The sequence below is a fragment of the Sphingobium sp. B2D3C genome (genome assembly GCF_025961835.1).
Lineage (GTDB): Bacteria > Pseudomonadota > Alphaproteobacteria > Sphingomonadales > Sphingomonadaceae > Sphingobium.
Genome location: NZ_JAOQOK010000001.1, coordinates 37,422 through 57,330, shown reverse-complemented (window position 1 = coordinate 57,330; position 19,909 = coordinate 37,422). Strand labels below are relative to the sequence as shown.

Below are 19,909 nucleotides of genomic sequence, written 5' to 3'. Positions count from 1 at the left end.
AAGGAGCACCACGCTGCGCCTGACCGATTACGTTTAGGGGCGCACATCAAACGCACCTTAAAACGACCACCCCGCAGTGTTGCGGCGCATATCGGCTTCCATCATCAGCTGTGCGAGCTCCTCTAGCTTGACCTTTGGTGTCCAGCCCAGCTCGCGTTCGGCCTTTCCAGCGTCCCCGATCAACAGGTCGACCTCCGCCGGCCGGTAAAAGATGGGATTGACGCGCACGAGTGTCTTGCCGCTTTTACGGTCGATTCCTTTCTCGTTTTCTTCCTTGCCCGACCAATCGAGCTCGATCCCGACATGGGCAAAGGCGAGTTCGACGAAGCAGCGGACCGGCTCGGTGCGGTTAGTCGCCAGAACGTAGGTGCCTGGGACGTCGTGCTGGAGCATCAGCCGCATGCCTTCGACATAGTCCTTGGCATAGCCCCAGTCGCGCTTGGCATCAAGATTGCCGAGTTCGAGAAGTTGGGCCTTGCCCTGCGCTATCTTAGCTACAGTGTCGGTAATCTTGCGCGTAACGAACTCACGGCCACGCAGCGGGGATTCATGATTGAACAAAATGCCGCTGGTTCCGAAAATATCGAAACTTTCGCGATAATTGACGGTCAGCCAATGCGCATAAAGCTTCGCCACGCCATATGGGCTGCGCGGATAGAAAGGGGTATCCTCCGTCTGCGGGATTGCTTGGACCTTGCCGAACATTTCGGACGTTGAAGCTTGGTAAAAGCGGATGTCGCGATTGACGGTGCGGATCGCCTCCAGAAGATAGGCAGCTCCTAGCCCGGTAATCTGACCTGTGGCAATCGGTTGGTCAAACGAGACACCCACAAAGCTCTGAGCTGCGAGGTTATAGACTTCGGTCGCCTCGGACGTTTCGATCAGTCTGATCGCCGAACCCATGTCTGTGAGATCGTATTCCACGAGCTTGAGCCGAGGATGGTTGGTGATTCCGAGCTCGTCTATCCGCCAGAAATTAACTGAACTGGTCCGCCGATATGTACCGTAGACGGTATAGCCGCTGCTCAACAGGTTTTCTGCCAGATATGCACCATCCTGGCCGCTGATTCCCGTAACGATGGCGGTCTTTGACATATTTTCGTCCCTTAATGATGTGGCACCGCGTCGATAGTGACGTTGCGCTCCAATAACCAGAGAGTTCGGTATGTATCAGCTTGAGGTTATCCAACTCGAGGCGTCTGCGATGAGCGTCAAGCCGTTGTCGCAGAACGCCGCCGTAGCCCTGCCCTCGGAAACCGCGATCAAAACAGATAGGCAGCCCGTCTCCAAGATTTTCTTGAATTAGGCCACGATCCGGGACGTACTGTTATGTTGAACGCCCTCGTCCTCGCCCGCAAGGCGCGCTCCCGAAGCGCGCGGTAATCGTAATAGCTTGTCGGATTCCGACGTAGGAGATAGAGATCAACCATACATTCGTTCTAGCCAATTAAAAGTCGAACTATTGCAGGAATCTCATAAGAAATTGGAAGGCTTGATCGGTTTGGTTGACCTGCCCCCCTCGACGCCATGCCCCGGTGGATAATTGGGTCGTAGGCATGCGACTTGGTATAACGGTCGATCCTCTTTCGCCAAATCTCACGGGTATTGGGCGCTACACCTGGCAGTTGTGTAAGGGTCTCGCGGGTCACCCTGGGATTAGCGATTTAACCTATTTCATGATGGATCATTGGCATACCGACCCAAGCGGGCTGCTCACAGGCAAGTCGCGTCGACGCGCCGGGGCATTGATCCCCCGTTTGATACGCCGGCGACGCGCGCGCCAAGGGTTCGAAGGGCGCCTGATGCACGGGACCAATTATTTCCTTCCTGTGCAGGCAGAAAAAGGCGTGATCACAGTTCATGACCTCTCGATCTATCTGCATCCCGAAACCCACCCTTCCGAACGTATCCGCGATTTCGAGAAGAACTTCGAACGCTCGCTAGATCGAGCTACCCATGTCATCACCGATTCCGAGGCTACTCGGCGCGATCTCATCACGCATCTTTCCTATCCGGCCGCAAAGGTGAGCACGGTACATTTGGGGGTTTCCGAACGCTTTCGGCCGCAAGCCAGAGCAATGCTGGATCGAGATCTGCTGCGTCTTTTCGGGCGTTCAGTCGGCGATTACATCCTGTCAGTCGCTACCTTCGAGCCGCGCAAGCGAATCGAGGCAGCAATACTCGCCCATGCGCACTATTGCGACCGGACCGGCCATGATATCCCGCTTGTGCTGGTTGGGGCAAAGGGATGGGCGAATGACCGATTGCATGCGCTGATCGAGGATGAACAGCGCAAGGGCCGGTTGCTCATGCTGGGGTTCGTCGATGACGCGGATCTCCCGGCGATTTATGCTGGTGCGCGCCTTTTCCTTTACCCATCGATCTATGAAGGCTTTGGCCTTCCGCCAATCGAAGCGATGGCTTGCGGCATCCCGACGATCGTGTCCAATCGGTCGTGCCTGCCCGAGGTCACACGCGGCGCCGCAATGATGATCGACCCGGACGACGTCGATCGCCTCAGCGCCGGCATCGAGCGAGCTTTGAATGATGACATCTGGCGCGACGGCGCCATACGAGCCGGACTGGCGGTGGGCGCGCACTATAGCTGGGCACGGTGTATCGAGCAAACCGTCGACGTGTACCGTTTATGTAATGACTTGGTCGCATAGCACTACTTTGGCACAAGTTCAGCTTGGGATTTGAACAAGCACGACGTAATCGCGAGAGCGCCGGCCGCTGGTCCGAGATTTCTGGCCGGATGGCCGGCCCGCAGTGCCCGAACATTTCTCTCGTACAAGCCTGGCATTGCGATGAATGAGATCGACCGCGTCATGACTGTGGGGGTCCGTTTAGGCTGCGTTTGGCCGAGAGGAGCTATGGCTTGTCGGCGCAGTCCCGGCAGGCCATTAGCGCCCGGCGCATATGCTGGGCCGTTCTTATTCCCCGGCACCAGAAGGTCGATCCGGCAGACGTGCAGTCGATCTTTCCCGTCACGGGCAGCGGGGCTTGACCGCCTACATGAAATTCCCGCCGCAGCAACGTACCAAACGGCGCAGCAACAATCCCATACGCGGGCGTTGCGATTGGGTCATGGCGCGGGCTGTAGGTGGTGATTGATGAGTATAGTAACACGGAAAAAAGCGTTCGAATTCTATAAGCAGTCGCTTTACTGGAGCATCCTGGCGCATCGCCAAGGAGGTGATGTGGAAAAGAATGCAGCGGCAGGGACGACATGATCTGGTCGATGGTACGTTTTCTGCTGCCGGTTCTGTCGCCGCGTTGGCTGGAACGGCGGCGCATCGAATCGGCCCGCCGCGTCGATCCGGTCGATTCGCCACCGGCCAAGCCGTCAGGCCGTCTTCTGGTCGATCTTACGACCATCGCGCGCCACGATGCGCGCTCTGGCATTCAGCGCGTCGTGCGATCGACCGTGACCCAGATGCGATCCCGGTCACGCGGCGCGGACATTCAGGCGGTCCGGTATGAGCGCGGGGCCTTCCGTCATACGGCATGGCCAGCCGCCGAGGTAATACCAGACGTGATAATGAACCCGCGGCCGGGCGACATCTTTCTAGGGCTGGACCTGTCGTTCGACGCGGTTCGCCGAAACGCGAAGGAATTTCTTCAATACAAGCGGTCCGGCACGCGCTTCTGGTTCGTCATTTACGACTTGTTGCCGCTGCAGAGCCCGCAGTATTTCTCGGCCAAGGTAGCCGTACGCTTCCGCTGGTGGCTGGTCGCCACAGCGACGCTGGCGGAGGGATATATCTGCATTTCGCCACACGTCGCAGACGAATTGCGCACGGTGCTGGCGCAAAGGTTCGCGATGCGCGACGAGGTCGCCATTGAGGTCATACCGATGGGTTTCGACAGTCTGTCTGCCGGGAAGCAGCCTGTGCAGGAAGCGGATCTGGCCACCGTGATCAGTGCCAAGGAAGTGGTATTAGCAGTCGGCACCCTCGAACCGCGCAAGGGGTATGGCCTGCTTATAGACGCGTTCGAATTGTTGTGGGAACGGGGTTCCGATGCGACGCTGGTTATCGTCGGCCGTAGCGGGTGGAAAACCGAAGCTCTGCGGCGACGCATCTTAACTCATCCCGATTTTGGCCGTCGGTTGCATTGGTTACCGACTTTGGACGATGCGGGCCTGGCGATATTGTATGATTGCGCGAGTGCTCTCGTTGCTGCGTCCTATGGTGAGGGATTCGGTCTGCCGGTTTTGGAAGCGGTTGCACGCTCTTGCCCGGTTTTAGCCCGGGATATTCCGGCCTTTCGCGTTCATGCCCGACACGGTCTGCGCTACTTTCCTGCGGACGCCGGTCCCGGCCAGTTGGCCGATGCGATCGCGGAGACGCTGCACGACAGTACCGCACTGCGAACATCGGCTTCGCCGGCACCTCTTCCACAATGGCGGGAAACCGCCGACACGATACTAGGTTTGCTGGGACACGACCTCGTTACCGCCAAGCGTGAATGATTGTGCGGTGGGTCGCGGCCTGGCTAGCCTTTGATCGCAGTTGCAGGCCACGGCCTTGTTTGAGGGGGTGTCCGAGCGATACCGGTGATGGCATCGCCTTTACCTTCGAGAAGCCAAAACTTTCCAGCATCACTTCGAGCGCCGGAACGTTCGGTGCCCAGAAATTGGTTGGATCGCCGCCGAGTTCGCCGGGCTTGTAAAGCCGCATTGCGGGCAGGCTCTCAAGCGGCAATGCTGTCACGGTCTCGATAATGAGGTGATTCGAGCACATTGCAGCTGCCGCTTCGAGGCAGCTATACGGATCTTTGACGTGGTAAAGCACCCCTAAGAATAGCACGATGTCGAACTGTCCCAACACGTTAGGATCGAGCGCAAGCACGTCGACGTCCAGGCTTTCGACCTGGGAGTCGAGCTGACGATGCATGAAGTTGAAGCCATCGCGTGTCCCCCAGCCGGGGCCTGACCAGCAGAAATGATCGGTCGCCAACACTCGTGCGGCACCACGTCGTTCTGCTTCGAACGAAAAAAAACCGTCCCAAGCGCCGATATCCAGAACCGTCTTGCCTGAGAGACTTTCGGCAAAAAACAAATCGGCTTCGGCAAGCTGCACGTTCAGCGGCTTGATCCCTTTGATATGCCGCCCCCCGGGAAGTTCGAATGAATGGAACCAGCGGATATCTTGACCATCCGAGGCGTCAACTAAGCGAGAATTTTCCATGGTCATGACTTCACCTGCTAGTACTTTGGCATGGAGCCTCTTCGACAGACCAATGCATCGCCAGGTCTGGGTTTCTTTCAAAAACGAGTTCGAGGCTTGACCGGTATTCGGTAACTGAGTCGAGAGATCCGCCGTCCTCTGCGTTTCCAATCCGCTATCATGCTCAATATTCTATCGGAAGGTGTGCCACTGCAAGCGTGCGTCGTCGCTGTCAACTCACACCTTGATCTTGCGCCCGCAGCACATGAGTGGCGTTGACTACTTGGGCGTCTTCCCTGACGGTTATGGTCTGAGCTACCCTCAAAGTCCGCCATAACATCCGCATCGTCGCAGTGGCGCTTACCGGCGCGAGGTGTTCGGCGCGCGGAAGACAGAGACATCTTGAACCGACGTTCTGTGCAGTCTGGTCGGCCGGGATCGGCATGGCGTGAAGCTCGTCCTTTCCCTTGCCTGACTTGGTGGGACACGATCGCTTTGGTTGATGACATTTGACGGAAATCAGGCTATGGGCCCAAGTTGGCGGTGGGTGCCAACTACAGCTGACAACGGTGTATTAAGAAGGCCATCGGCCGCACTGTGCGATGAATGGGGTCGACTGAAGGAATATGATGACGAATTCTCGGCGCACCCGACGAAACAGCGTGATTTACAAGTTTGGTCCTGCCCTCCTCGGCGCTCTTTCCCTGTCAGCCTGCGCGGTGCTGCCCGGGACGGGGCCCTCGTCGCGTGCGGTGACGCGGGCTGACGGTGCGACCTTGGCGAATGCGGATATCAAAATCGTTGATGTAACTGATGACGTTGCGCGCCGGGTGATTGCGAGCCAACGGGCCACACTTTTTTCCGAATCTCTAGGGGACGGCCGTGCGGCCGGTTCGGTCATAGGACGCGGCGACGTCCTCGATATTGCGATTTGGGAAGCGCCGCCGGCAGCCTTGTTTGGGTCCGCAGGCGGGCAGGCTCAGCTGAGCCGCTCAACCCGTTCCACGGTGCTCGCACGAGCTTCATCGCTGCCGGAACAGGTGGTCGACAGCGACGGGCAGATCAACATCCCGTTTGCCGGCTCGATTGTCGCGGCAGGCCGCACCTCGACGCAGATCGAGCGAGAGATCGTCGGCCGTCTGGCCGGCAAGGCGCATTTACCACAGGTCATTGTGCGCGTTATCAGCAACGCCAGTTCCAACGTCACGGTCGTTGGCGATGTTGCGAACAGCGCACGTGTACCCGTTACCGCCAAGGGAGAGCGACTTCTTGACGTGTTGGCGACGGTTGGTGGGGTACGCCAGCCAGTCGGAAAGGTGTCGATCCAAGTCACGCGCGGTCCGCAGGTGGCATCTATGCCCTTGGGTGCGATCATTCGAGATCCGCAGCAGAATATTCGTATGCAGCCCGACGACGTGATAACGGCTCTTTATCAGCCGTACAGCTTTACCGCGCTCGGCGCGACGACCAAGAATGATGAGATTCCGTTCGAGGGAGCGGGGTTGACGCTTGCGCAGGCGCTCGGTCGGTTCGCTGGCCTTCAGGATGCGCGCGCGGATGTGAAGGGAGTCTTCATCTTCCGGCTTGAAGAACCTGCTGCGCTTGATGCAACGGTGCGAGAAAGTGCCCACCTTACGCCTGACGGGAAGGTGCCTGTGATCTACCGGGTCAATCTCAAGGATCCATCAATCTTCTTCGTCGCGCAGAGTTTCCCAATTCGCGATAAAGACGTTGTCTACGTGTCCACTGCACCTCTCGCCGACATCCAGAAGTTTGTCGGCGTTATCTCGTCGACGGTCTTCCCGATTGCTGCGCTCAGCACGATCGGCTTGTAACGATCTTCTTACAATCAACGAACTGCGGGTGCCCGGACTTTCGGATAGGTCGCTTTAGAAAATGCGGCATTCATGATCGTTGCAGAATACGGAATTATATGCAGAACACTATTTTCAGCCGGATAAAGAACGTTGATCGATTGTTTTTGATCATAGTCATCATCCCGACTATTATTGCGACCATATATCTAGGTCTATTTGCTTCGGACGTATATATATCGGAATCGCGCTTTGTTGTTCGCAGTCCTGACAAACCCGCCTCGACCGGCTTGGGTGTTCTGCTCAAATCTTCTGGTTTCACGAGTGGAAGCGATGAAATATATGCAGCGGAAAGCTTTATAATGTCGCGTGACGCACTGGCCGCCTTGAACAAGGGTGGCCGGTTTGAAAAGGCCTATGGTGCTCCGGAAATTTCCCTTTTCGATCGCTTCAATGGGTTTGGTGGTGATCCCAGCTCAGAAGAACTTTACAAATATTATCGCAACAAGATTTCGATCGAGCATGAGACGAACGCCTCGATAACGACACTGCAGGTCCGCGCTTATTCTGCCGAGGAGGCTTATCGTATAAACGCCGCGTTGATCGGCATGGCGGAGGCGATGGTCAACCGTTTGAACGTACGTGGTCGGCAGGATCTAATACGCTTCGCATCCGTCGAGGTGGAAGAGGCAAAGGCACGGGCCGCTTCGGCGGCCTCGGCCCTGTCGGCTTTTCGCAACAGCCAAGGCGTCGTCGATCCCGAAAAGCAGGCAACCGTCCAGATCCAGATGATCTCGAAGCTTCAGGACGAAGTTATTGGGGCACGCTCCGAGTTGTTACAGCTACGGTCGTTTACCCCACAAAACCCGCAGATCGACGTTCTCGCGACGAAGGTGAAGGGCTTGGAGCGCGAAATGGAACAGCAACTCTCGCTGGTCGCGGGTGGCAGCAAATCACTCTCTTCGACCACCGCACGGTATCAGCGCCTACAACTGGAGAGCCAGTTCGCAGATAAGCAGCTCGCCGGAGCGATGGCATCATTGCAGGACGCATCCAATGAGGCACGTCGCAAGCAGGCATATCTGGAACGCATCGTCGAGCCGAGCAAGCCGGACGAAGCACTTGAACCCCGCCGCCTGCGCGGAATTCTCGCGACCTTCGTATTGGGTCTGATCGCGTGGGGAATTCTGTCGATGCTGTTGGCGGGTGTGCGTGAACACAAGAGCTGACATGGCGGCTGATCGCCAATCCTTGGGGTCCTATGCATCTGCATGGGCCGTCCAGCGTCGGGTAATCCATGCGCTCTTCATGCGGGAAGTGCTGACCCGTTACGGCCGGCACAACATTGGTTTCCTCTGGCTTTTCGTTGAGCCAATGTTGTTCACGCTCGGCGTGACCGCCCTATGGAGTCTTACTAAAGCCACGCATGGGTTAGATCTGCCAATCGTTGCCTTTGCGCTGACCGGGTATTCGTCAGTGCTTTTGTGGCGTAACATGCCTGCGCGGTGCATTGATGCGATCAAGCCGAACTTGTCACTGCTTTATCACCGTCAGGTGAAGGTGCTAGATATTCTTATTGCTAGGCTCCTTCTTGAGGTCGCTGGTACTACAACGTCGTTTTTCGTATTAGGGATCTTCTTCATCACGATCGGCTGGCTTAATCCACCCGAAGATCTGCTGCAGGTGATCGGGGGCTGGCTTGCGCTTGCGTGGTTCGGTATGTCAGCTGCATTATTGCTCGGCGCTTGGTCGGAACAGTCCGAGCTTGTCGACAAATTCTGGCACCCTTCCGCTTACCTACTCTTTCCACTGTCGGGCGCGGCATTCCTCGTGGATATGCTCCCAAAGCAGGCGCAGGAAATTGTGCTGTATCTGCCGATGGTTCATTGTATCGAATACATTCGAGAGGGTTTTTTCGGAAGCAAGTTCCACGCTCATTACGACATGTCGTACGCGCTGATCGTCAGCGCCTGCATGACCCTGATTGCGCTGGCGCAATTGCGGAAGGTCAGTCGAGAGGTCATTCCCGAATGATCACGCTCCACGATGTCGATAAATTTTACCAGACGCGACGTGGGCCGCGGCAGATTCTCGACAACATCAATCTGGCGATTGCGCCCGGCGAAAAACTTGGCATCCTTGGTCGCAACGGTGCGGGCAAGTCGACCTTGATCCGCATCATCAGCGGTGCTGAACAACCGACCAGTGGCAGGGTTGAGCGGAACATGACGGCCTCATGGCCGCTCGCTTATACCGGAGGTTTTCAGTCCGCACTGACCGGCGTCGACAATATCCGCTTCATTTGCCGCATTTACGGCGTGGACATCGAGGAACGAATTCCGTTTATCCAGCAATTCTCCGATCTCGGCGAATATCTGCATGAGCCGATTAGAAATTACTCCGCCGGGATGCGCGCGCGCCTGGGGTTCGCCGTTTCGATGAGCATCGAGTTCGATTGTTTCCTCATCGATGAGGTGATCTCCGTGGGCGACTCGCGCTTTCACGAAAAGTGCCGGATTGAGCTGTTCGAAAAGCGCGCCGATCGCGCACTCGTAATCGTATCGCACGATGCAGGCTATATTCGTGCGCATTGCGACCGCGCCGTCGTGCTCGATCGTGGTCGTCTCCATAGCTTCGATGAAATCGAACAAGCTTTCGAATTTTATAATCAGTCCTGACAGATGGTGAGAGGTCGTTACCCACCGTTGCCAGACCGGTGTTCACCGCGCTCGGCTTCCAGTCATTCCGTCCAACCGATCAGATTCTGGCGTCGATAAATTGCCGCGCGCGGTGGCTGCCCAAGCCGGTGCAGCTGTCTTTCCTGACCCGTAAATGGCGGCGTCACGCCGCTTAATAACGGCGATCTCGATGCCCGTGCATCGTAGACCGCGGTTCTTGGACCTGCGCGAGCGGCTGCGTGCCTTGGGAGACAATCGGACAAAAGCGCGGATACCGCGCACATCGCTAAGAGCGACCCGTTCGCCTCATTAGCGGCAGCAGACCGGCACTTCGAAAGCTGAGATCATTGATCTGCCCATCGAGCATGCAAAGCGCCTCGAACCGGTCGGAGCGAAGCGGCGCCGGGAGAGGTGGGCATGCACCAACGGCCGAACAAGGCGTGTGCTGCTTGCGTGGCGCCCAGCCTGCAGTCGGCGTCATGTTGGTCTTTGCCCAAGTTTCATCGATGAAGACCAGTCGCCGGGATCGATCAGGCCCTGTTACTTATTCCATTGTTCGCGCCGGCGCGCGATCTTCGGCCGCAACTACTCGAGAGCTGACAGCGTATTTTTACGTCACACTGGCACCATGCACGATCCGCCTCGCCGAGCCGCACCTCGTCACACCACGGGTCCGCCCAGTTCCGCAAATATCGCGCGAAGCGTCGGGCCGGGCACTGCCTTCAACCCGCCTAGCAGCCGCTCTCGCTAGCCCATCACCGAACGTTCCTGCCCGCGCACCATGGCCGCGTTGCCGCACTCCCTGTCGCACGTAAACGTTGCGACCACTATGTCGCGCTTACAACACCACGCTAGACAACCGCGCGGTTTCACGGACTGATCGCCCACCTACAACCGACGCTGAAACACACTCCGGAAGATCATCAGATAGACTCTAGCTCCTGTTCGCGCCGAGTTAATGCCGGAGATCGCCTTCCGATTTCGATGCCTCGCGCCCGTTTGAAACGAAATGTGCATCGCCGTTATGTCGCAACATTTGACTTGCGCCGGATTGTTGCTCGCCGGGTGCTTGGCATTTAGTTTATTTCTGGCGCGTATAGCATGCCGCTATCGACGAGCCTGCTAAGGATCAAACCATAACATTGGTCCCAGCTTCAGTGCCGGTTTCATCCGATCTCCCGGAATGCCACACGAACTGATAATCCTGCAATTTCAGTAAACTGTCTGAGTTTAATCGTTTTTTGGTTCATCCCGAACCGCTGATGTTCGGAGTCTGGCGGAGCGGGAGGGATTCGAACCCTCGATACGCTTTTGACGTATACTCACTTTCCAGGCGAGCGCCTTCGACCACTCGGCCACCGCTCCGCATGCACTGGAGCCGTGCGCCCTAGCGGGGTCGCGCGGGTTTCGCAAGGTGCCTTTGCGCATTCAACATTGACAAGACCCCGCCACTCCCGCGCGGGCATCCCGGCTGCCAGAGTTCGTCAGATTTGCGCCTGGAGAGCGCGCACGCCCCATCCTCCTACCCCGCCGGGAACCGCCGCCCGGCGCGAGACGTTAAAACCCCTGTCAGCAACAGGAGTCCGTCATGATCCGTCTTGCCATCCTCAGCCTGCTCATCGCCGGTACGGCCGCCCTGATGGGCTTTGGCGGCGTGGCTGGAGCATTCGTCGGGATTGCGAAGGTGCTGTTCTTCATCGCCCTTGCGCTGTTCGGGATCTTCCTGGTGCTCGGCATCCTTGCCGGGCGCCGCATGTCCCGCGTGCTCGACTAAACCGTGCTGTTATCGCCCGCCCAGGGCTTTCTGGCGGCGGCGCTGCACGGACGATCCCAGCCCGATGGCCTCACGATATTTGGCCACCGTGCGCCGCGCGATGTCGAAGCCGCGCTCACGCAGCAGATCGACGAGGGAATCATCGGAGAGGATCGCGTTTGGCGGCTCGTCGGCGATCAACTGTTTGATGTGGCTCTTCACCGCCTCGGCAGAGGCTGCCTCGCCGCCATCGGCCGCGGCGATTGCGCTGGTGAAGAAGAATTTGAGTTCATAGGTCCCGCGCGGGCAAGACAGATATTTGTTGCTTGTCACCCGGCTGATCGTGGACTCGTGCAGCCCCACCGCCTCGGCGACCACGCGCAGAGTGAGCGGACGCAGATGCGCGACGCCATGGCGGAAGAAGCCTTCCTGTCGCCGCAGAATCTCTTCGGTCACCCGTAAGATGGTGCGCTGGCGCTGGTCGAGCGCCTTGATGAGCCAGTTGGCACTGGCAAGGCAATCCGACACCCAAGCCTTGGACGTCTTGTCCCGCGCGCCGCTCGCCAATTGGTGATGATAGCGGCGATTGACGAGGATGCGTGGCAGCGTCGCGCCGTTGATCTCCACCGACCACCCGTCCCGCACCGGCGCGATGAGCACATCCGGCACCACGGCTGCAGGCCGATCGTTGGCGTAGCGCAGGCCGGGCTTGGGATCATAGCCGCGCAGTTCGCGGATCATGTCCGCCATATCCTCCTCGTCCACCCCGCAAATCCGGCGCAGATGCGCGATCTGGCCCTTGGCGAGAATGTCGAGATTGGCGATCAGCGTTGCCATGGGGGGGTCGTAGCGATCCGCCTCCTTGGCTTGCAGCGCGATGCATTCGCTGAGGCTGCGCGCCGCGATACCGGCAGGATCAAACCCCTGGATGACGGCCAGCACTGCCTCGACCTCTGCCAGGGGCACGCCCAGCCGGTAGGCCGTTTCCAGAAGATCGGCTTCCAGATAACCGGCATCGTCGATCTGGCCGATCAACTGCTCGGCGATCATCAGTGCCCGGCCGGAGAGCGCAGCACCGGCCTGGTGCATCAGATGCTCGTAAAGCCCTTGCTCGGGCGCGGCGAAACTGTCGAAATCCGGTCCGTCCGCACCGAAGTCAGCGGAGGACCGGCCAGGGTCCGCCCCGCCCGCCAGCGCACGGTCGCCGGGGCCGTCATCGATGAAGGTCTCCGCACCGTGATCGACGTCCAGCGGCCCATCCGCCTCGCCGCTGCCCTTGCCGATCAGCACGTCGGCCGGAGCGTCGGGGCCCGATTGCGGTTCTACGCCGTCCGGAAGCTCGGCCTGCTCCCGCGCGGGCAGCGCGATGTCTGTGCCGGCTTCCAGCAGCGGATTGCGCTCCAGCTCGCCGCCGATGAATGCCTCAAGCTCCAGATTGGACAGCGCCAGCAGCTTGATCGCCTGCTGGAGCTGCGGCGTCATCACCAGCGACTGGCTTTGCCGAAGATCGAGGCGAGGCGCCATCGCCATGGGTGGTGCTGCCCCTCAGCCTGTCCGCGACCGGCCCGCCATCACAGCGAGAAACTCTCGCCCAGATAGAGGCGGCGGACATCGGCATTGGCGACCAGTTCAGCGGGGCTGCCGGCAAACAACACCTTGCCATCGTAGATGATGCAGGCGCGATCGACGATCTCCAGCGTCTCACGCACATTGTGATCGGTGATGAGCACGCCGATGCCGCGCGTCTTGAGATCCTTCACCAGATCGCGAATGTCCGCGATGGAGAGCGGGTCGATGCCGGCGAAGGGTTCATCGAGCAGCACGATGGACGGATTGGCCGCCAGCGCCCGCGCGATTTCGCAGCGCCGCCGCTCACCGCCGGAGAGCGCCATGGCAGAACTCGCGCGCAGGCGGGCGAGGCCGAATTCCTCCAGCAGCGTCTCCAGCTTCTGTGCCCGCGCCGCCTTGTCCGGCTCGGCCAGTTCCAGCACCGAGAGAATGTTCTGCTCCACGGTCATGCCGCGGAAGATGGAGGTTTCCTGCGGGAGGTAGCCCAGACCCAGGATCGCGCGGCGATACATGGGCAGGCCGGTAATATCGGTACCTTCCAGCAGGATGCGGCCCGAATCGGGCTTCACCAGCCCCATGATGGAATAGAAGCAGGTCGTCTTGCCGGCGCCGTTCGGGCCGAGCAGCCCGACCACTTCGCCATGGCCGACCTCAAGGCTGACATCGGCGAGGACGGTGCGCTTGTCGTAGCTCTTGGCGATGGAAATGACCTGCAGGCGATGATCCTCCGCCGCACCGGCGGGGTCGTCCGCGACTGCGGGATCGCGCATCGTGTCTGCCTCACTCATCGCCTTGTCCTCATTTCCAGATCATCCTGATCGCCGGCCCTGTCGAACCGACGCTCCTCCGCAGCTTCCACGATCTGGCAGGAAAATTGCATAGAGACCGAATCGTTCAAGGCAGCGAAAAAGGCAAGCTTTTTGGCGCCGCGTCCGGCCTTTTCCTACTGATCGCCGCTCTGGCGAACCTGGAACGTGCCGGAGACGCGACCACCCGACTGGGTGGTGCCCGGCGCGCCGCCAGCGGCAGAGCCATCCACCGTCGAGCGGCCACTGGCCAGATCGATGACGAGCCGCGAGCCGGTGAGGCGGTTGCCGCCCTGATTGAGCTGCACATTGCCGATCATGGTGATCAGCCGGCGATTGAGATCGTAAATGGCGACCGAGCCGCTGGCCCGCTCATTGCCGCGCGTCACCACGACACCGCCCGAGGCGTCGAGTCGATCGATCTCGATGCCGCCGGTGTTGTGATAGGCCACGGTGAGGCGCTGCGCCGTCATGGTCATGCCGGCCTGCGTCACCTGCACATTGCCGGAGACGACGACGCGGTCGGCGCGATCCTGCACCTCGATACGGTCCGCCGAGAAATCGACCGGCGCGCGCGTATTGTGCCCCCGCAAAACCTGCGCATCGGCAACGCCGGCAATCGCGACCAGAGTGGACCCGGCCAGGGCGCCGGCAGCGACAAGAAGGAAGGGTCTGCGCATCGATATTGCCCTTAGCGCCCGACCTGCTCCATGCGCAAGCGGGCGTTGCCCTCCAGCGTGACGGTGCGCCCCTCCAAATCGGCCTCGAGATGATCCGCGCGGAACGTGCCGGTCGGCATCCGCCCCTCGACATCGCCCCGGCTGCGCAAGTCCCGCTCCTGCAGGCGAATGTCCACATCGCGCGTGGTCAGCCGATACCCATTGGCGCTCTGGAACTGGATCGGCCCGTTGACCGCGACCGTCTCATTCTCGATGTTGTAATTGCCTTGCCGCGCGGTGACGACGGCGCCGCCGCCTTCCATCTGCAGGCGCGCTTCCAACTCGTTGAGCTGCACGATCGGATCACGCGAGGTTTTTTGCAACGCAGAACCGGCACGCAGCGAAAAGGGCCGGCCCTCGCCATCTTCGCCGCGATACAGCGCCTCGGTCACCTTCAACCGCTCGCTCGCGACGTCCACCTTGTTCTTGTCGAGCACGAAGCTGACTTCGGTCTGGTGGGTGAACGGCGCCGCCAGCAGGAAGGCGCCCAGCACACCGGCAGAGATCGGCAATACCCGCTTGAGCAGGGTCACCAGCCGGTCGTGACTGCCGCCCGGCGCGGCCCAGCGCTGCAGCCGGCTGTGCTCGGCCCGTGCCAGCGCCGATGGCGCCAGCTCGTCCTCGGACCGGGACGTCCCGCGCAGGGCACGCCCTTTACGCATGGGCGAAAATATCTGTCTCCGGCCAGCCGGCGAGATCCAGCAGCGCCCGGTGTGGCAGGAAGTCGAAACAGGCCTGGGCGAGCGCGGTGCGCCCTTCCCGCTCCAGCCTTATGTCCAGTTCCGCCTTCAACTGGTGGAGAAAGCGCACGTCGGACGCGGCATAGTCACGCTGCGCCTCGCTCAGCACCGGGCCGCCCCAGTCGGAACTCTGCTGCTGCTTGCTGATGTCCATGCCCAAAAGCTCGCGGACCAGCTCCTTGAGGCCGTGGCGATCGGTATAGGTACGCACCATGCGCGAGGCGATCTTGGTGCAGTAGACCGGCGCTGCCAGCACGCCGAGATAATGCTGAAGCGCCGCGATGTCGAAGCGGCCGAAGTGGAAGAGCTTGAGTCGCGTGGGATCGGCGATCACCGCCCGCAGATTCGGCGCGGCATAGCTGCTCCCCGGCGAGAAGCGGACGAGGTGCTCATCGCCCTGCCCATCGCTGATCTGCACGACGCACAGGCGGTCGCGCGGGGTGATTAGGCCCATCGTCTCCGTATCGATGGCAACGGGGCCCGGCGCGAGCACATCGGCAGGCAAGTCTTCTTCATGAAAATAAACGGTCATGCCGCTCCTCTTAGCTGCATGACCGGGCCAGGGAAACCTCCGAAAAAGGCAAGACGGCAGAGCGCCTCCCCAACGCTGCGGATCGGGCCGATGTCGCCCGCGAGCGGGATCGACGTTCAGCGCGGCAATTGCGCCAAAATCATTCGCGCTTTGCGAAAAAGGCCGCTATAGCGATGCTTGGCCGAGTGTGGCCTTGGTCGAGTCCCTGTGCATGTCGTCCGGCATGGGTGCGGATCGAGAGTGGACGAGCGAAAGTGATTAACAGGGCATGAGTTTTGATAGAGGGCGCCGCGGTCGCGGCAGGGACAAGCGGGACAGCTTCGGAGAACCCCAGTTCGACGCCTTTCCGGAATATGGTGGCAGCAGTTACGGTGGACCTCGCGGCGGCGGTGATCGCGGCGGCTTCGGCGGCGGCGGCGGTTTTGGCGATCGCGGCGGCTTCGGCGGCGGCGGCGGTGGCGGCGGTTTCGGTGACCGCGGCGGTGGCGGCGGCGGCGGTTTCCGCGGCGGCGGCGGCGGTGGCGGCGGCTTCCGTGGCGGTGGTGGCGGCGGCGGCGGTCGTGGCGGCATGCCCGCGCAGGTCGTTGGCGAAGGCTCCGGCACGGTCAAGTTCTTCAATGCCCAGAAGGGCTTCGGCTTCATCGTCCGTGACGATGGCGCGGAAGACGTGTTCGTGCACATCAGCGCTGTCGAGCAGGCTGGCCTGACCGGCCTCGCCGAAGGGCAGCAGCTCAAGTTCACGCTCGTGGACCGTGGCGGCAAGATTTCCGCAACCGATCTGGTGATCGACGGCGAGCCGCTCCCGGTTCCCGAGCGCGCTGCAGACCGCGCGCCGGCCGAGCAGCGTGGCGGACCGTCGCGTCAGCTCACCGGTGAGCGGGCCAGCGGCACGGTGAAGTTCTTCAACGCCATGAAGGGCTTCGGCTTCATCCAGCGCGATGACGGCCAGCCCGATGCGTTCGTGCACATCAGTGCTGTCGAGCGTGCCGGCATGGTTTCGCTGCAGGAAGGCGACCGTCTGGACTTCGAACTGGAAGTCGACCGTCGTGGCAAATATGCCGCCGTGAATCTCGAGCCCAAGTCCGAGTAACAGGCGACTCACTTCGCAAGAAAAAGGGCCGGGATGAAAATCCCGGCCCTTTTTGTGTGTCCATCGCCGCAACTGCAGCGCGGCGATGGCTCAGTCCAAATGGATCAGCCGTTGCGGCTCGTTTCGAACAGGAACCACGCCCGCTGCTCGGCCTGATCGGTCCAGTCGTCGATCAGCCCATCGGTTGCATTGTCGCCGGCGGCCTCGGCCAGTTCCTTGGCGGCACGCAGCGATTCCACCAGCGCCATATTGTCAGCCCGCAGCTCCGCCAGCATGTCCGCAGCGGAGACGAAGTCGTCATTGTTATCCTGAATGCTCTGCTTGCGGGCGATGTCGCCAATGGAGCGCAGCGCAGTGTTGCCGGTCTTGCGAATCCGCTCGGCGATCAGATCCGTCGTCGCAAGAATCTCGGCCGCCTGTTCGTCGAACATCAGGTGATAATCGCGGAAATGCGGGCCGGAGACATGCCAGTGGAAATTCTTGGTTTTGAGGTAAAGCGCATAGCTATCCGCCAGCAGGCCGTTCAGCGCGTCGGCGACGGCCTTGATGGCATTTCCCTTCAGGTCCGTGGGCGTCTTGAGCGCTTTGTCTGTCATGAAAGGCCTCCAATGGTTGATGTGTCTGGCGTAAATTCCGGAACGTCGAAACGTTCCCCACGCCTCGCTTATGCCAGATGGAACTCGGAATGACGAACAGATAGGCCCGCACAGATTGATCGACGAAATCAATCAACACTTATGCGCCGGCGCAATGAAGCGATCAGCGACAACCCCGCAGGGCGGCCGCGGCAAGGTAGACGCGCGCAGTCTGCGGCGCAGCCGAATCGCCTTGGGCAGCGTCCCGCATCAGCGTGAGATAGGTCTGCGCGACCTGGCGGTGGCCGTTATAGGCCACCACCGACTCCAGCAGGCTGGCCAGCCCTTCCACCGCGGCAAAGTCATGCCGGCGCGCAAACAGTCGCAGATCTTCCAGCCGCTCGCACAGGGAGAAGAGGGACAGGCCCGTGCAAGCCCCCTCTAGTGCCTCGATGCGGCCAAGCATCTGATCGCGAACCAGACGGTCCGAGCCTTGATACATCCCGATTCTCCCATCCCGCCTTGTCCATCGCGAATCGGTTCTTGCCAGCCTCGCGAGTCAGGCTTGTGACAACGGCACCATAAGCGCCCATCGTTAAGCTTCGGTTTTGCAGCGAAGAGCGGCGACTGCGGCGACTCCTTCCCTTGACAAGGGCCGGCTTTTCCCGCATTGGCCGCCGCCGAACGGGTCTCGCCAGAGGCGGAGCCCGTCTTTTGCATGTATGTCAGCGCACCGCACCTGCCCGCAGGGAGGTCGCTCAATTATTTGAGGAATTGGCCATGGCGAAGCCCGCCACAGTGAAGATCAAGCTGGTCAGCACCGCTGACACGGGCTTCTTCTACGTGACCAAGAAGAATCCCCGCACGCAGACCGAGAAGTTCACCTTCCGCAAATATGATCCCGTCGTGCGCAAGCACGTCGAGTTCAAGGAAGCCAAGATTAAGTAAGTGCCGCGGCGGGCCTGTCGGTCCGCTCGCTTGTGCATGACGCTTCAGGCTCGGATCGCGCGATCCGGGCCTTTTTGCGTGCGGCAGCGTGACGATGAAGTGGGGCGATGGCGGGCCGGGTAGGCTCAGCTCGCCAGCGCAGTCGGCGCGATGAGTCCGTTGACGACATTCATGAACATGAGCACCGAAATCGGCTTGGAGACATAGGCATTCGCCCCTGCCTCCCGAATCCGCGCTTCATCGCCCGGGGCGGCATAGGCCGTCACAGCCATGATCGGCGTCTCTGCCAGAGCCGCGTCCGCGCGGAAGGAGGCAATGAGGTCCAGACCGTTCACATGCGGCAACTGGATATCCGTGATGATGAGATCGGGCTGAAAGGCGGATGCGCGGGCAAAGGCCTCCCGTCCGTCCCGCACGGGCTCTGTCTCATGGCCATGCGCGCGGAGCAGGTCGCAAAAGAGCTTCATGTTGAGCTCATTGTCCTCGACAACCAATATGCGTTTTGACACGAACAGTCCTTATGCCGATGGACGAAGCCATTTTTGCAGCCGCGCAGGGGAGAACCTCCCGCTGCCCGGCATACAGGTGAACAATGCGGACCTATCCGATCCCTCAAGATGATGAAACCATGGCGCTGCGCCTCGTGGGATGGATTGTGGCTGATTCGGTCCGTGCCGAACGGATGCTCAGTCTCACCGGGCTGGAGCCGGATGCGCTGCGGCAAGCCCTGACCGACCCGGCCACGCTGGGCGCGCTGATGGATTTCGTCATCAATCACGAGCCGGACCTGCTGGCCTGCGCGGAGGCGCTGGCGGTCGCACCGGCCGATCTCGTCGCCGCACGCGAGCGGCTCGGCCGATGAGCCGTCCGCTCATCATCAGCGATTGCGACGAAGTGCTGATGCACATGGTCGTCCCCTTCCGGTCCTGGCTGGAAGAGCAGCACGGCATCGACTTCAGCTTCTCCGGCGGCTTCGAGCGCGCGCTGCGCCACAAGACCAGCGGCGACCTGATCGAGCGCGAACTGGTCTGGACGTTGCTAGGCGCCTTTTTCGAGACGGAGATGTATCGCCAGACGCCGATTCGCGGCGCGGTGGAGGCGATGGCCCGAATCGCACAGCGGGCGGACATCGTGATCGTCACCAATATCGGCGAGGAACGCGCGCAGGCCCGCGCCGACCAGATCCATGCGCACGGCCTACCCTATCCGGTGATCGGCAATCGCGGCGGCAAGGGGCCGGCGGTGCGCAAGCTGCTGGACGAGCGCAAGCCGGGCCTGAGCATCTTCATAGACGATCTGGGCGCCAATCACGTTTCCGTTGCGCGGGACGTTCCGGAATGCTGGCGGCTGCACATGGTCGGCGAGCCCGAGTTCGCCCCCCATGTCGAGCCGGTGCGCGAGGCGCATGAGCGGATCGACGACTGGGACCGTGCCGAGGCATGGATCATGGCCCGCATCGACGAGTATGACGCGATTGCCACCGGGGCGTTGTCCTAGCCGGTCTTGACGCA

Annotated in this window: 21 protein-coding genes and 1 tRNA gene; 11 read left to right on the top strand and 11 right to left on the bottom strand. The window is 60.5% G+C overall.

Features of this window, described 5'->3' with window-relative positions; genetic code table 11:
* Positions 1–57: 57 nt before the first annotated feature.
* Positions 58–1,095 (bottom strand): GDP-mannose 4,6-dehydratase, encoded by a 1,038-nt coding sequence (gene gmd, locus M2339_RS00230; protein ID WP_264587903.1) that lies wholly within the window; start codon positions 1,093–1,095, stop codon positions 58–60.
* Between the two features lie 440 nt (positions 1,096–1,535).
* On the opposite strand from gmd, the gene M2339_RS00225 reads away from it, so the two are divergent.
* The gene (locus M2339_RS00225) at positions 1,536–2,669 is read left to right on the top strand and encodes a glycosyltransferase family 4 protein (RefSeq protein WP_264606108.1); all 1,134 of its coding nucleotides are present in this window, start codon (positions 1,536–1,538) and stop codon (positions 2,667–2,669) included.
* Positions 2,670–3,244: 575 nt separating this feature from the next.
* Complete coding sequence (locus tag M2339_RS00215; RefSeq protein ID WP_264587905.1) at positions 3,245–4,477, top strand: glycosyltransferase family 4 protein; 1,233 nt, start codon at positions 3,245–3,247, stop codon at positions 4,475–4,477.
* Here the strand turns inward: M2339_RS00215 and M2339_RS00210 are convergent.
* A complete protein-coding gene (locus M2339_RS00210; RefSeq protein ID WP_264587906.1) occupies positions 4,458–5,201 on the bottom strand; it encodes a class I SAM-dependent methyltransferase in 744 nt (247 codons plus the stop codon). The two genes, M2339_RS00215 and M2339_RS00210, sit on opposite strands and share 20 nt — an antisense overlap.
* A 599-nt stretch (positions 5,202–5,800) precedes the next feature.
* Between M2339_RS00210 and M2339_RS00205 the strand changes: the two genes are divergently transcribed.
* From M2339_RS00205 to M2339_RS00190, 4 genes are all read left to right on the top strand, one after another.
* Positions 5,801–7,009 (top strand): polysaccharide biosynthesis/export family protein, encoded by a 1,209-nt coding sequence (locus M2339_RS00205; RefSeq protein WP_264587907.1) that lies wholly within the window; start codon positions 5,801–5,803, stop codon positions 7,007–7,009.
* 98 nt (positions 7,010–7,107) lie between these two features.
* The gene (locus tag M2339_RS00200) at positions 7,108–8,217 is read left to right on the top strand and encodes a hypothetical protein (RefSeq protein WP_264587908.1); all 1,110 of its coding nucleotides are present in this window, start codon (positions 7,108–7,110) and stop codon (positions 8,215–8,217) included.
* Between the two features lies 1 nt (position 8,218).
* Entirely contained in the window at positions 8,219–9,022 is an 804-nt protein-coding gene (locus tag M2339_RS00195; RefSeq protein ID WP_264587909.1) for an ABC transporter permease, read from the top strand.
* Positions 9,019–9,666 (top strand): ABC transporter ATP-binding protein, encoded by a 648-nt coding sequence (locus tag M2339_RS00190; protein WP_264587910.1) that lies wholly within the window; start codon positions 9,019–9,021, stop codon positions 9,664–9,666. The genes M2339_RS00195 and M2339_RS00190 overlap by 4 nt, the downstream gene beginning before the upstream one ends.
* Before the next feature lie 1,274 nt (positions 9,667–10,940).
* On the opposite strand, the gene M2339_RS00185 is transcribed toward M2339_RS00190, so the two are convergent.
* Positions 10,941–11,031 (bottom strand) — tRNA-Ser (locus tag M2339_RS00185).
* A 223-nt stretch (positions 11,032–11,254) separates the two neighbouring features.
* Between M2339_RS00185 and M2339_RS00180 the strand changes: the two genes are divergently transcribed.
* Positions 11,255–11,440: a DUF1328 domain-containing protein gene (locus M2339_RS00180; protein WP_264587911.1), complete on the top strand. Its 186-nt coding sequence runs from the start codon at positions 11,255–11,257 to the stop codon at positions 11,438–11,440.
* 9 nt (positions 11,441–11,449) lie between these two features.
* Here the strand turns inward: M2339_RS00180 and rpoN are convergent, their stop codons facing one another.
* The 5 genes from rpoN to M2339_RS00155 all read right to left on the bottom strand — a co-directional run bounded on the left by rpoN (position 11,450) and on the right by M2339_RS00155 (position 15,785).
* Positions 11,450–12,949, bottom strand: coding sequence for an RNA polymerase factor sigma-54 (gene rpoN, locus M2339_RS00175; RefSeq protein WP_264587912.1), 1,500 nt, complete (start codon positions 12,947–12,949; stop codon positions 11,450–11,452).
* Positions 12,950–12,990: 41 nt separating this feature from the next.
* The gene (gene lptB, locus M2339_RS00170; RefSeq protein ID WP_264580065.1) at positions 12,991–13,758 is read right to left on the bottom strand and encodes an LPS export ABC transporter ATP-binding protein; all 768 of its coding nucleotides are present in this window, start codon (positions 13,756–13,758) and stop codon (positions 12,991–12,993) included.
* A 173-nt stretch (positions 13,759–13,931) separates the two neighbouring features.
* A complete protein-coding gene (locus M2339_RS00165; protein ID WP_264574928.1) occupies positions 13,932–14,474 on the bottom strand; it encodes an LptA/OstA family protein in 543 nt (180 codons plus the stop codon).
* 11 nt (positions 14,475–14,485) lie between these two features.
* The gene (gene lptC / locus M2339_RS00160; protein WP_264587913.1) at positions 14,486–15,175 is read right to left on the bottom strand and encodes an LPS export ABC transporter periplasmic protein LptC; all 690 of its coding nucleotides are present in this window, start codon (positions 15,173–15,175) and stop codon (positions 14,486–14,488) included.
* The gene (locus tag M2339_RS00155) at positions 15,168–15,785 is read right to left on the bottom strand and encodes a ribonuclease D (protein WP_264587914.1); all 618 of its coding nucleotides are present in this window, start codon (positions 15,783–15,785) and stop codon (positions 15,168–15,170) included. The genes lptC and M2339_RS00155 overlap by 8 nt, the downstream gene beginning before the upstream one ends.
* 268 nt (positions 15,786–16,053) lie before the next feature.
* Here M2339_RS00155 and M2339_RS16195 point away from each other — a divergent pair, with 268 nt between their 5' ends.
* Positions 16,054–16,875 (top strand): cold-shock protein, encoded by an 822-nt coding sequence (locus tag M2339_RS16195; RefSeq protein ID WP_319801021.1) that lies wholly within the window; start codon positions 16,054–16,056, stop codon positions 16,873–16,875.
* Positions 16,876–16,979: 104 nt separating this feature from the next.
* On the opposite strand, the gene M2339_RS00140 is transcribed toward M2339_RS16195, so the two are convergent.
* Positions 16,980–17,471, bottom strand: coding sequence for a Dps family protein (locus tag M2339_RS00140; protein ID WP_181558575.1), 492 nt, complete (start codon positions 17,469–17,471; stop codon positions 16,980–16,982).
* A 163-nt stretch (positions 17,472–17,634) separates the two neighbouring features.
* On the bottom strand, positions 17,635–17,952 hold the full coding sequence (locus tag M2339_RS00135) for a hypothetical protein (protein WP_181558574.1): 318 nt from the start codon (positions 17,950–17,952) through the stop codon (positions 17,635–17,637).
* 278 nt (positions 17,953–18,230) lie between these two features.
* On the opposite strand from M2339_RS00135, the gene rpmG reads away from it, so the two are divergent.
* The gene (rpmG, locus tag M2339_RS00130) at positions 18,231–18,398 is read left to right on the top strand and encodes a 50S ribosomal protein L33 (protein WP_181558573.1); all 168 of its coding nucleotides are present in this window, start codon (positions 18,231–18,233) and stop codon (positions 18,396–18,398) included.
* A 125-nt stretch (positions 18,399–18,523) separates the two neighbouring features.
* Here rpmG and M2339_RS00125 read toward each other — a convergent pair whose 3' ends face one another.
* On the bottom strand, positions 18,524–18,907 hold the full coding sequence (locus M2339_RS00125) for a response regulator (protein WP_181558572.1): 384 nt from the start codon (positions 18,905–18,907) through the stop codon (positions 18,524–18,526).
* Between the two features lie 83 nt (positions 18,908–18,990).
* On the opposite strand from M2339_RS00125, the gene M2339_RS00120 reads away from it, so the two are divergent.
* Both M2339_RS00120 and M2339_RS00115 read left to right on the top strand, forming a co-directional pair.
* Positions 18,991–19,260 (top strand): DUF3572 domain-containing protein, encoded by a 270-nt coding sequence (locus M2339_RS00120; RefSeq protein ID WP_264579831.1) that lies wholly within the window; start codon positions 18,991–18,993, stop codon positions 19,258–19,260.
* Positions 19,257–19,895, top strand: coding sequence for an HAD family hydrolase (locus tag M2339_RS00115; RefSeq protein ID WP_264577301.1), 639 nt, complete (start codon positions 19,257–19,259; stop codon positions 19,893–19,895). The genes M2339_RS00120 and M2339_RS00115 overlap by 4 nt, the downstream gene beginning before the upstream one ends.
* The last annotated feature ends 14 nt before the right edge of the window (positions 19,896–19,909 follow it).

What these genes read in the sequence shown, in the direction of transcription:
- gmd (WP_264587903.1), bottom strand. Translation starts at nt 1,095, where the DNA reads ATGTCAAAGACCGCCATCGTTACGGGAATCAGCGGCCAGGATGGTGCA.
- M2339_RS00215 (WP_264587905.1), top strand. Translation starts at nt 3,245, where the DNA reads ATGGTACGTTTTCTGCTGCCGGTTCTGTCGCCGCGTTGGCTGGAACGG.
- M2339_RS00210 (WP_264587906.1), bottom strand. Translation starts at nt 5,201, where the DNA reads ATGACCATGGAAAATTCTCGCTTAGTTGACGCCTCGGATGGTCAAGAT.
- M2339_RS00205 (WP_264587907.1), top strand. Translation starts at nt 5,801, where the DNA reads ATGATGACGAATTCTCGGCGCACCCGACGAAACAGCGTGATTTACAAG.
- M2339_RS00200 (WP_264587908.1), top strand. Translation starts at nt 7,108, where the DNA reads ATGCAGAACACTATTTTCAGCCGGATAAAGAACGTTGATCGATTGTTT.
- M2339_RS00195 (WP_264587909.1), top strand. Translation starts at nt 8,219, where the DNA reads ATGGCGGCTGATCGCCAATCCTTGGGGTCCTATGCATCTGCATGGGCC.
- M2339_RS00190 (WP_264587910.1), top strand. Translation starts at nt 9,019, where the DNA reads ATGATCACGCTCCACGATGTCGATAAATTTTACCAGACGCGACGTGGG.
- M2339_RS00180 (WP_264587911.1), top strand. Translation starts at nt 11,255, where the DNA reads ATGATCCGTCTTGCCATCCTCAGCCTGCTCATCGCCGGTACGGCCGCC.
- rpoN (WP_264587912.1), bottom strand. Translation starts at nt 12,949, where the DNA reads ATGGCGATGGCGCCTCGCCTCGATCTTCGGCAAAGCCAGTCGCTGGTG.
- lptB (WP_264580065.1), bottom strand. Translation starts at nt 13,758, where the DNA reads ATGCGCGATCCCGCAGTCGCGGACGACCCCGCCGGTGCGGCGGAGGAT.
- M2339_RS00165 (WP_264574928.1), bottom strand. Translation starts at nt 14,474, where the DNA reads ATGCGCAGACCCTTCCTTCTTGTCGCTGCCGGCGCCCTGGCCGGGTCC.
- lptC (WP_264587913.1), bottom strand. Translation starts at nt 15,175, where the DNA reads ATGCGTAAAGGGCGTGCCCTGCGCGGGACGTCCCGGTCCGAGGACGAG.
- M2339_RS00155 (WP_264587914.1), bottom strand. Translation starts at nt 15,785, where the DNA reads ATGACCGTTTATTTTCATGAAGAAGACTTGCCTGCCGATGTGCTCGCG.
- M2339_RS16195 (WP_319801021.1), top strand. Translation starts at nt 16,054, where the DNA reads ATGAGTTTTGATAGAGGGCGCCGCGGTCGCGGCAGGGACAAGCGGGAC.
- M2339_RS00140 (WP_181558575.1), bottom strand. Translation starts at nt 17,471, where the DNA reads ATGACAGACAAAGCGCTCAAGACGCCCACGGACCTGAAGGGAAATGCC.
- M2339_RS00135 (WP_181558574.1), bottom strand. Translation starts at nt 17,952, where the DNA reads ATGTATCAAGGCTCGGACCGTCTGGTTCGCGATCAGATGCTTGGCCGC.
- rpmG (WP_181558573.1), top strand. Translation starts at nt 18,231, where the DNA reads ATGGCGAAGCCCGCCACAGTGAAGATCAAGCTGGTCAGCACCGCTGAC.
- M2339_RS00120 (WP_264579831.1), top strand. Translation starts at nt 18,991, where the DNA reads ATGCGGACCTATCCGATCCCTCAAGATGATGAAACCATGGCGCTGCGC.
- M2339_RS00115 (WP_264577301.1), top strand. Translation starts at nt 19,257, where the DNA reads ATGAGCCGTCCGCTCATCATCAGCGATTGCGACGAAGTGCTGATGCAC.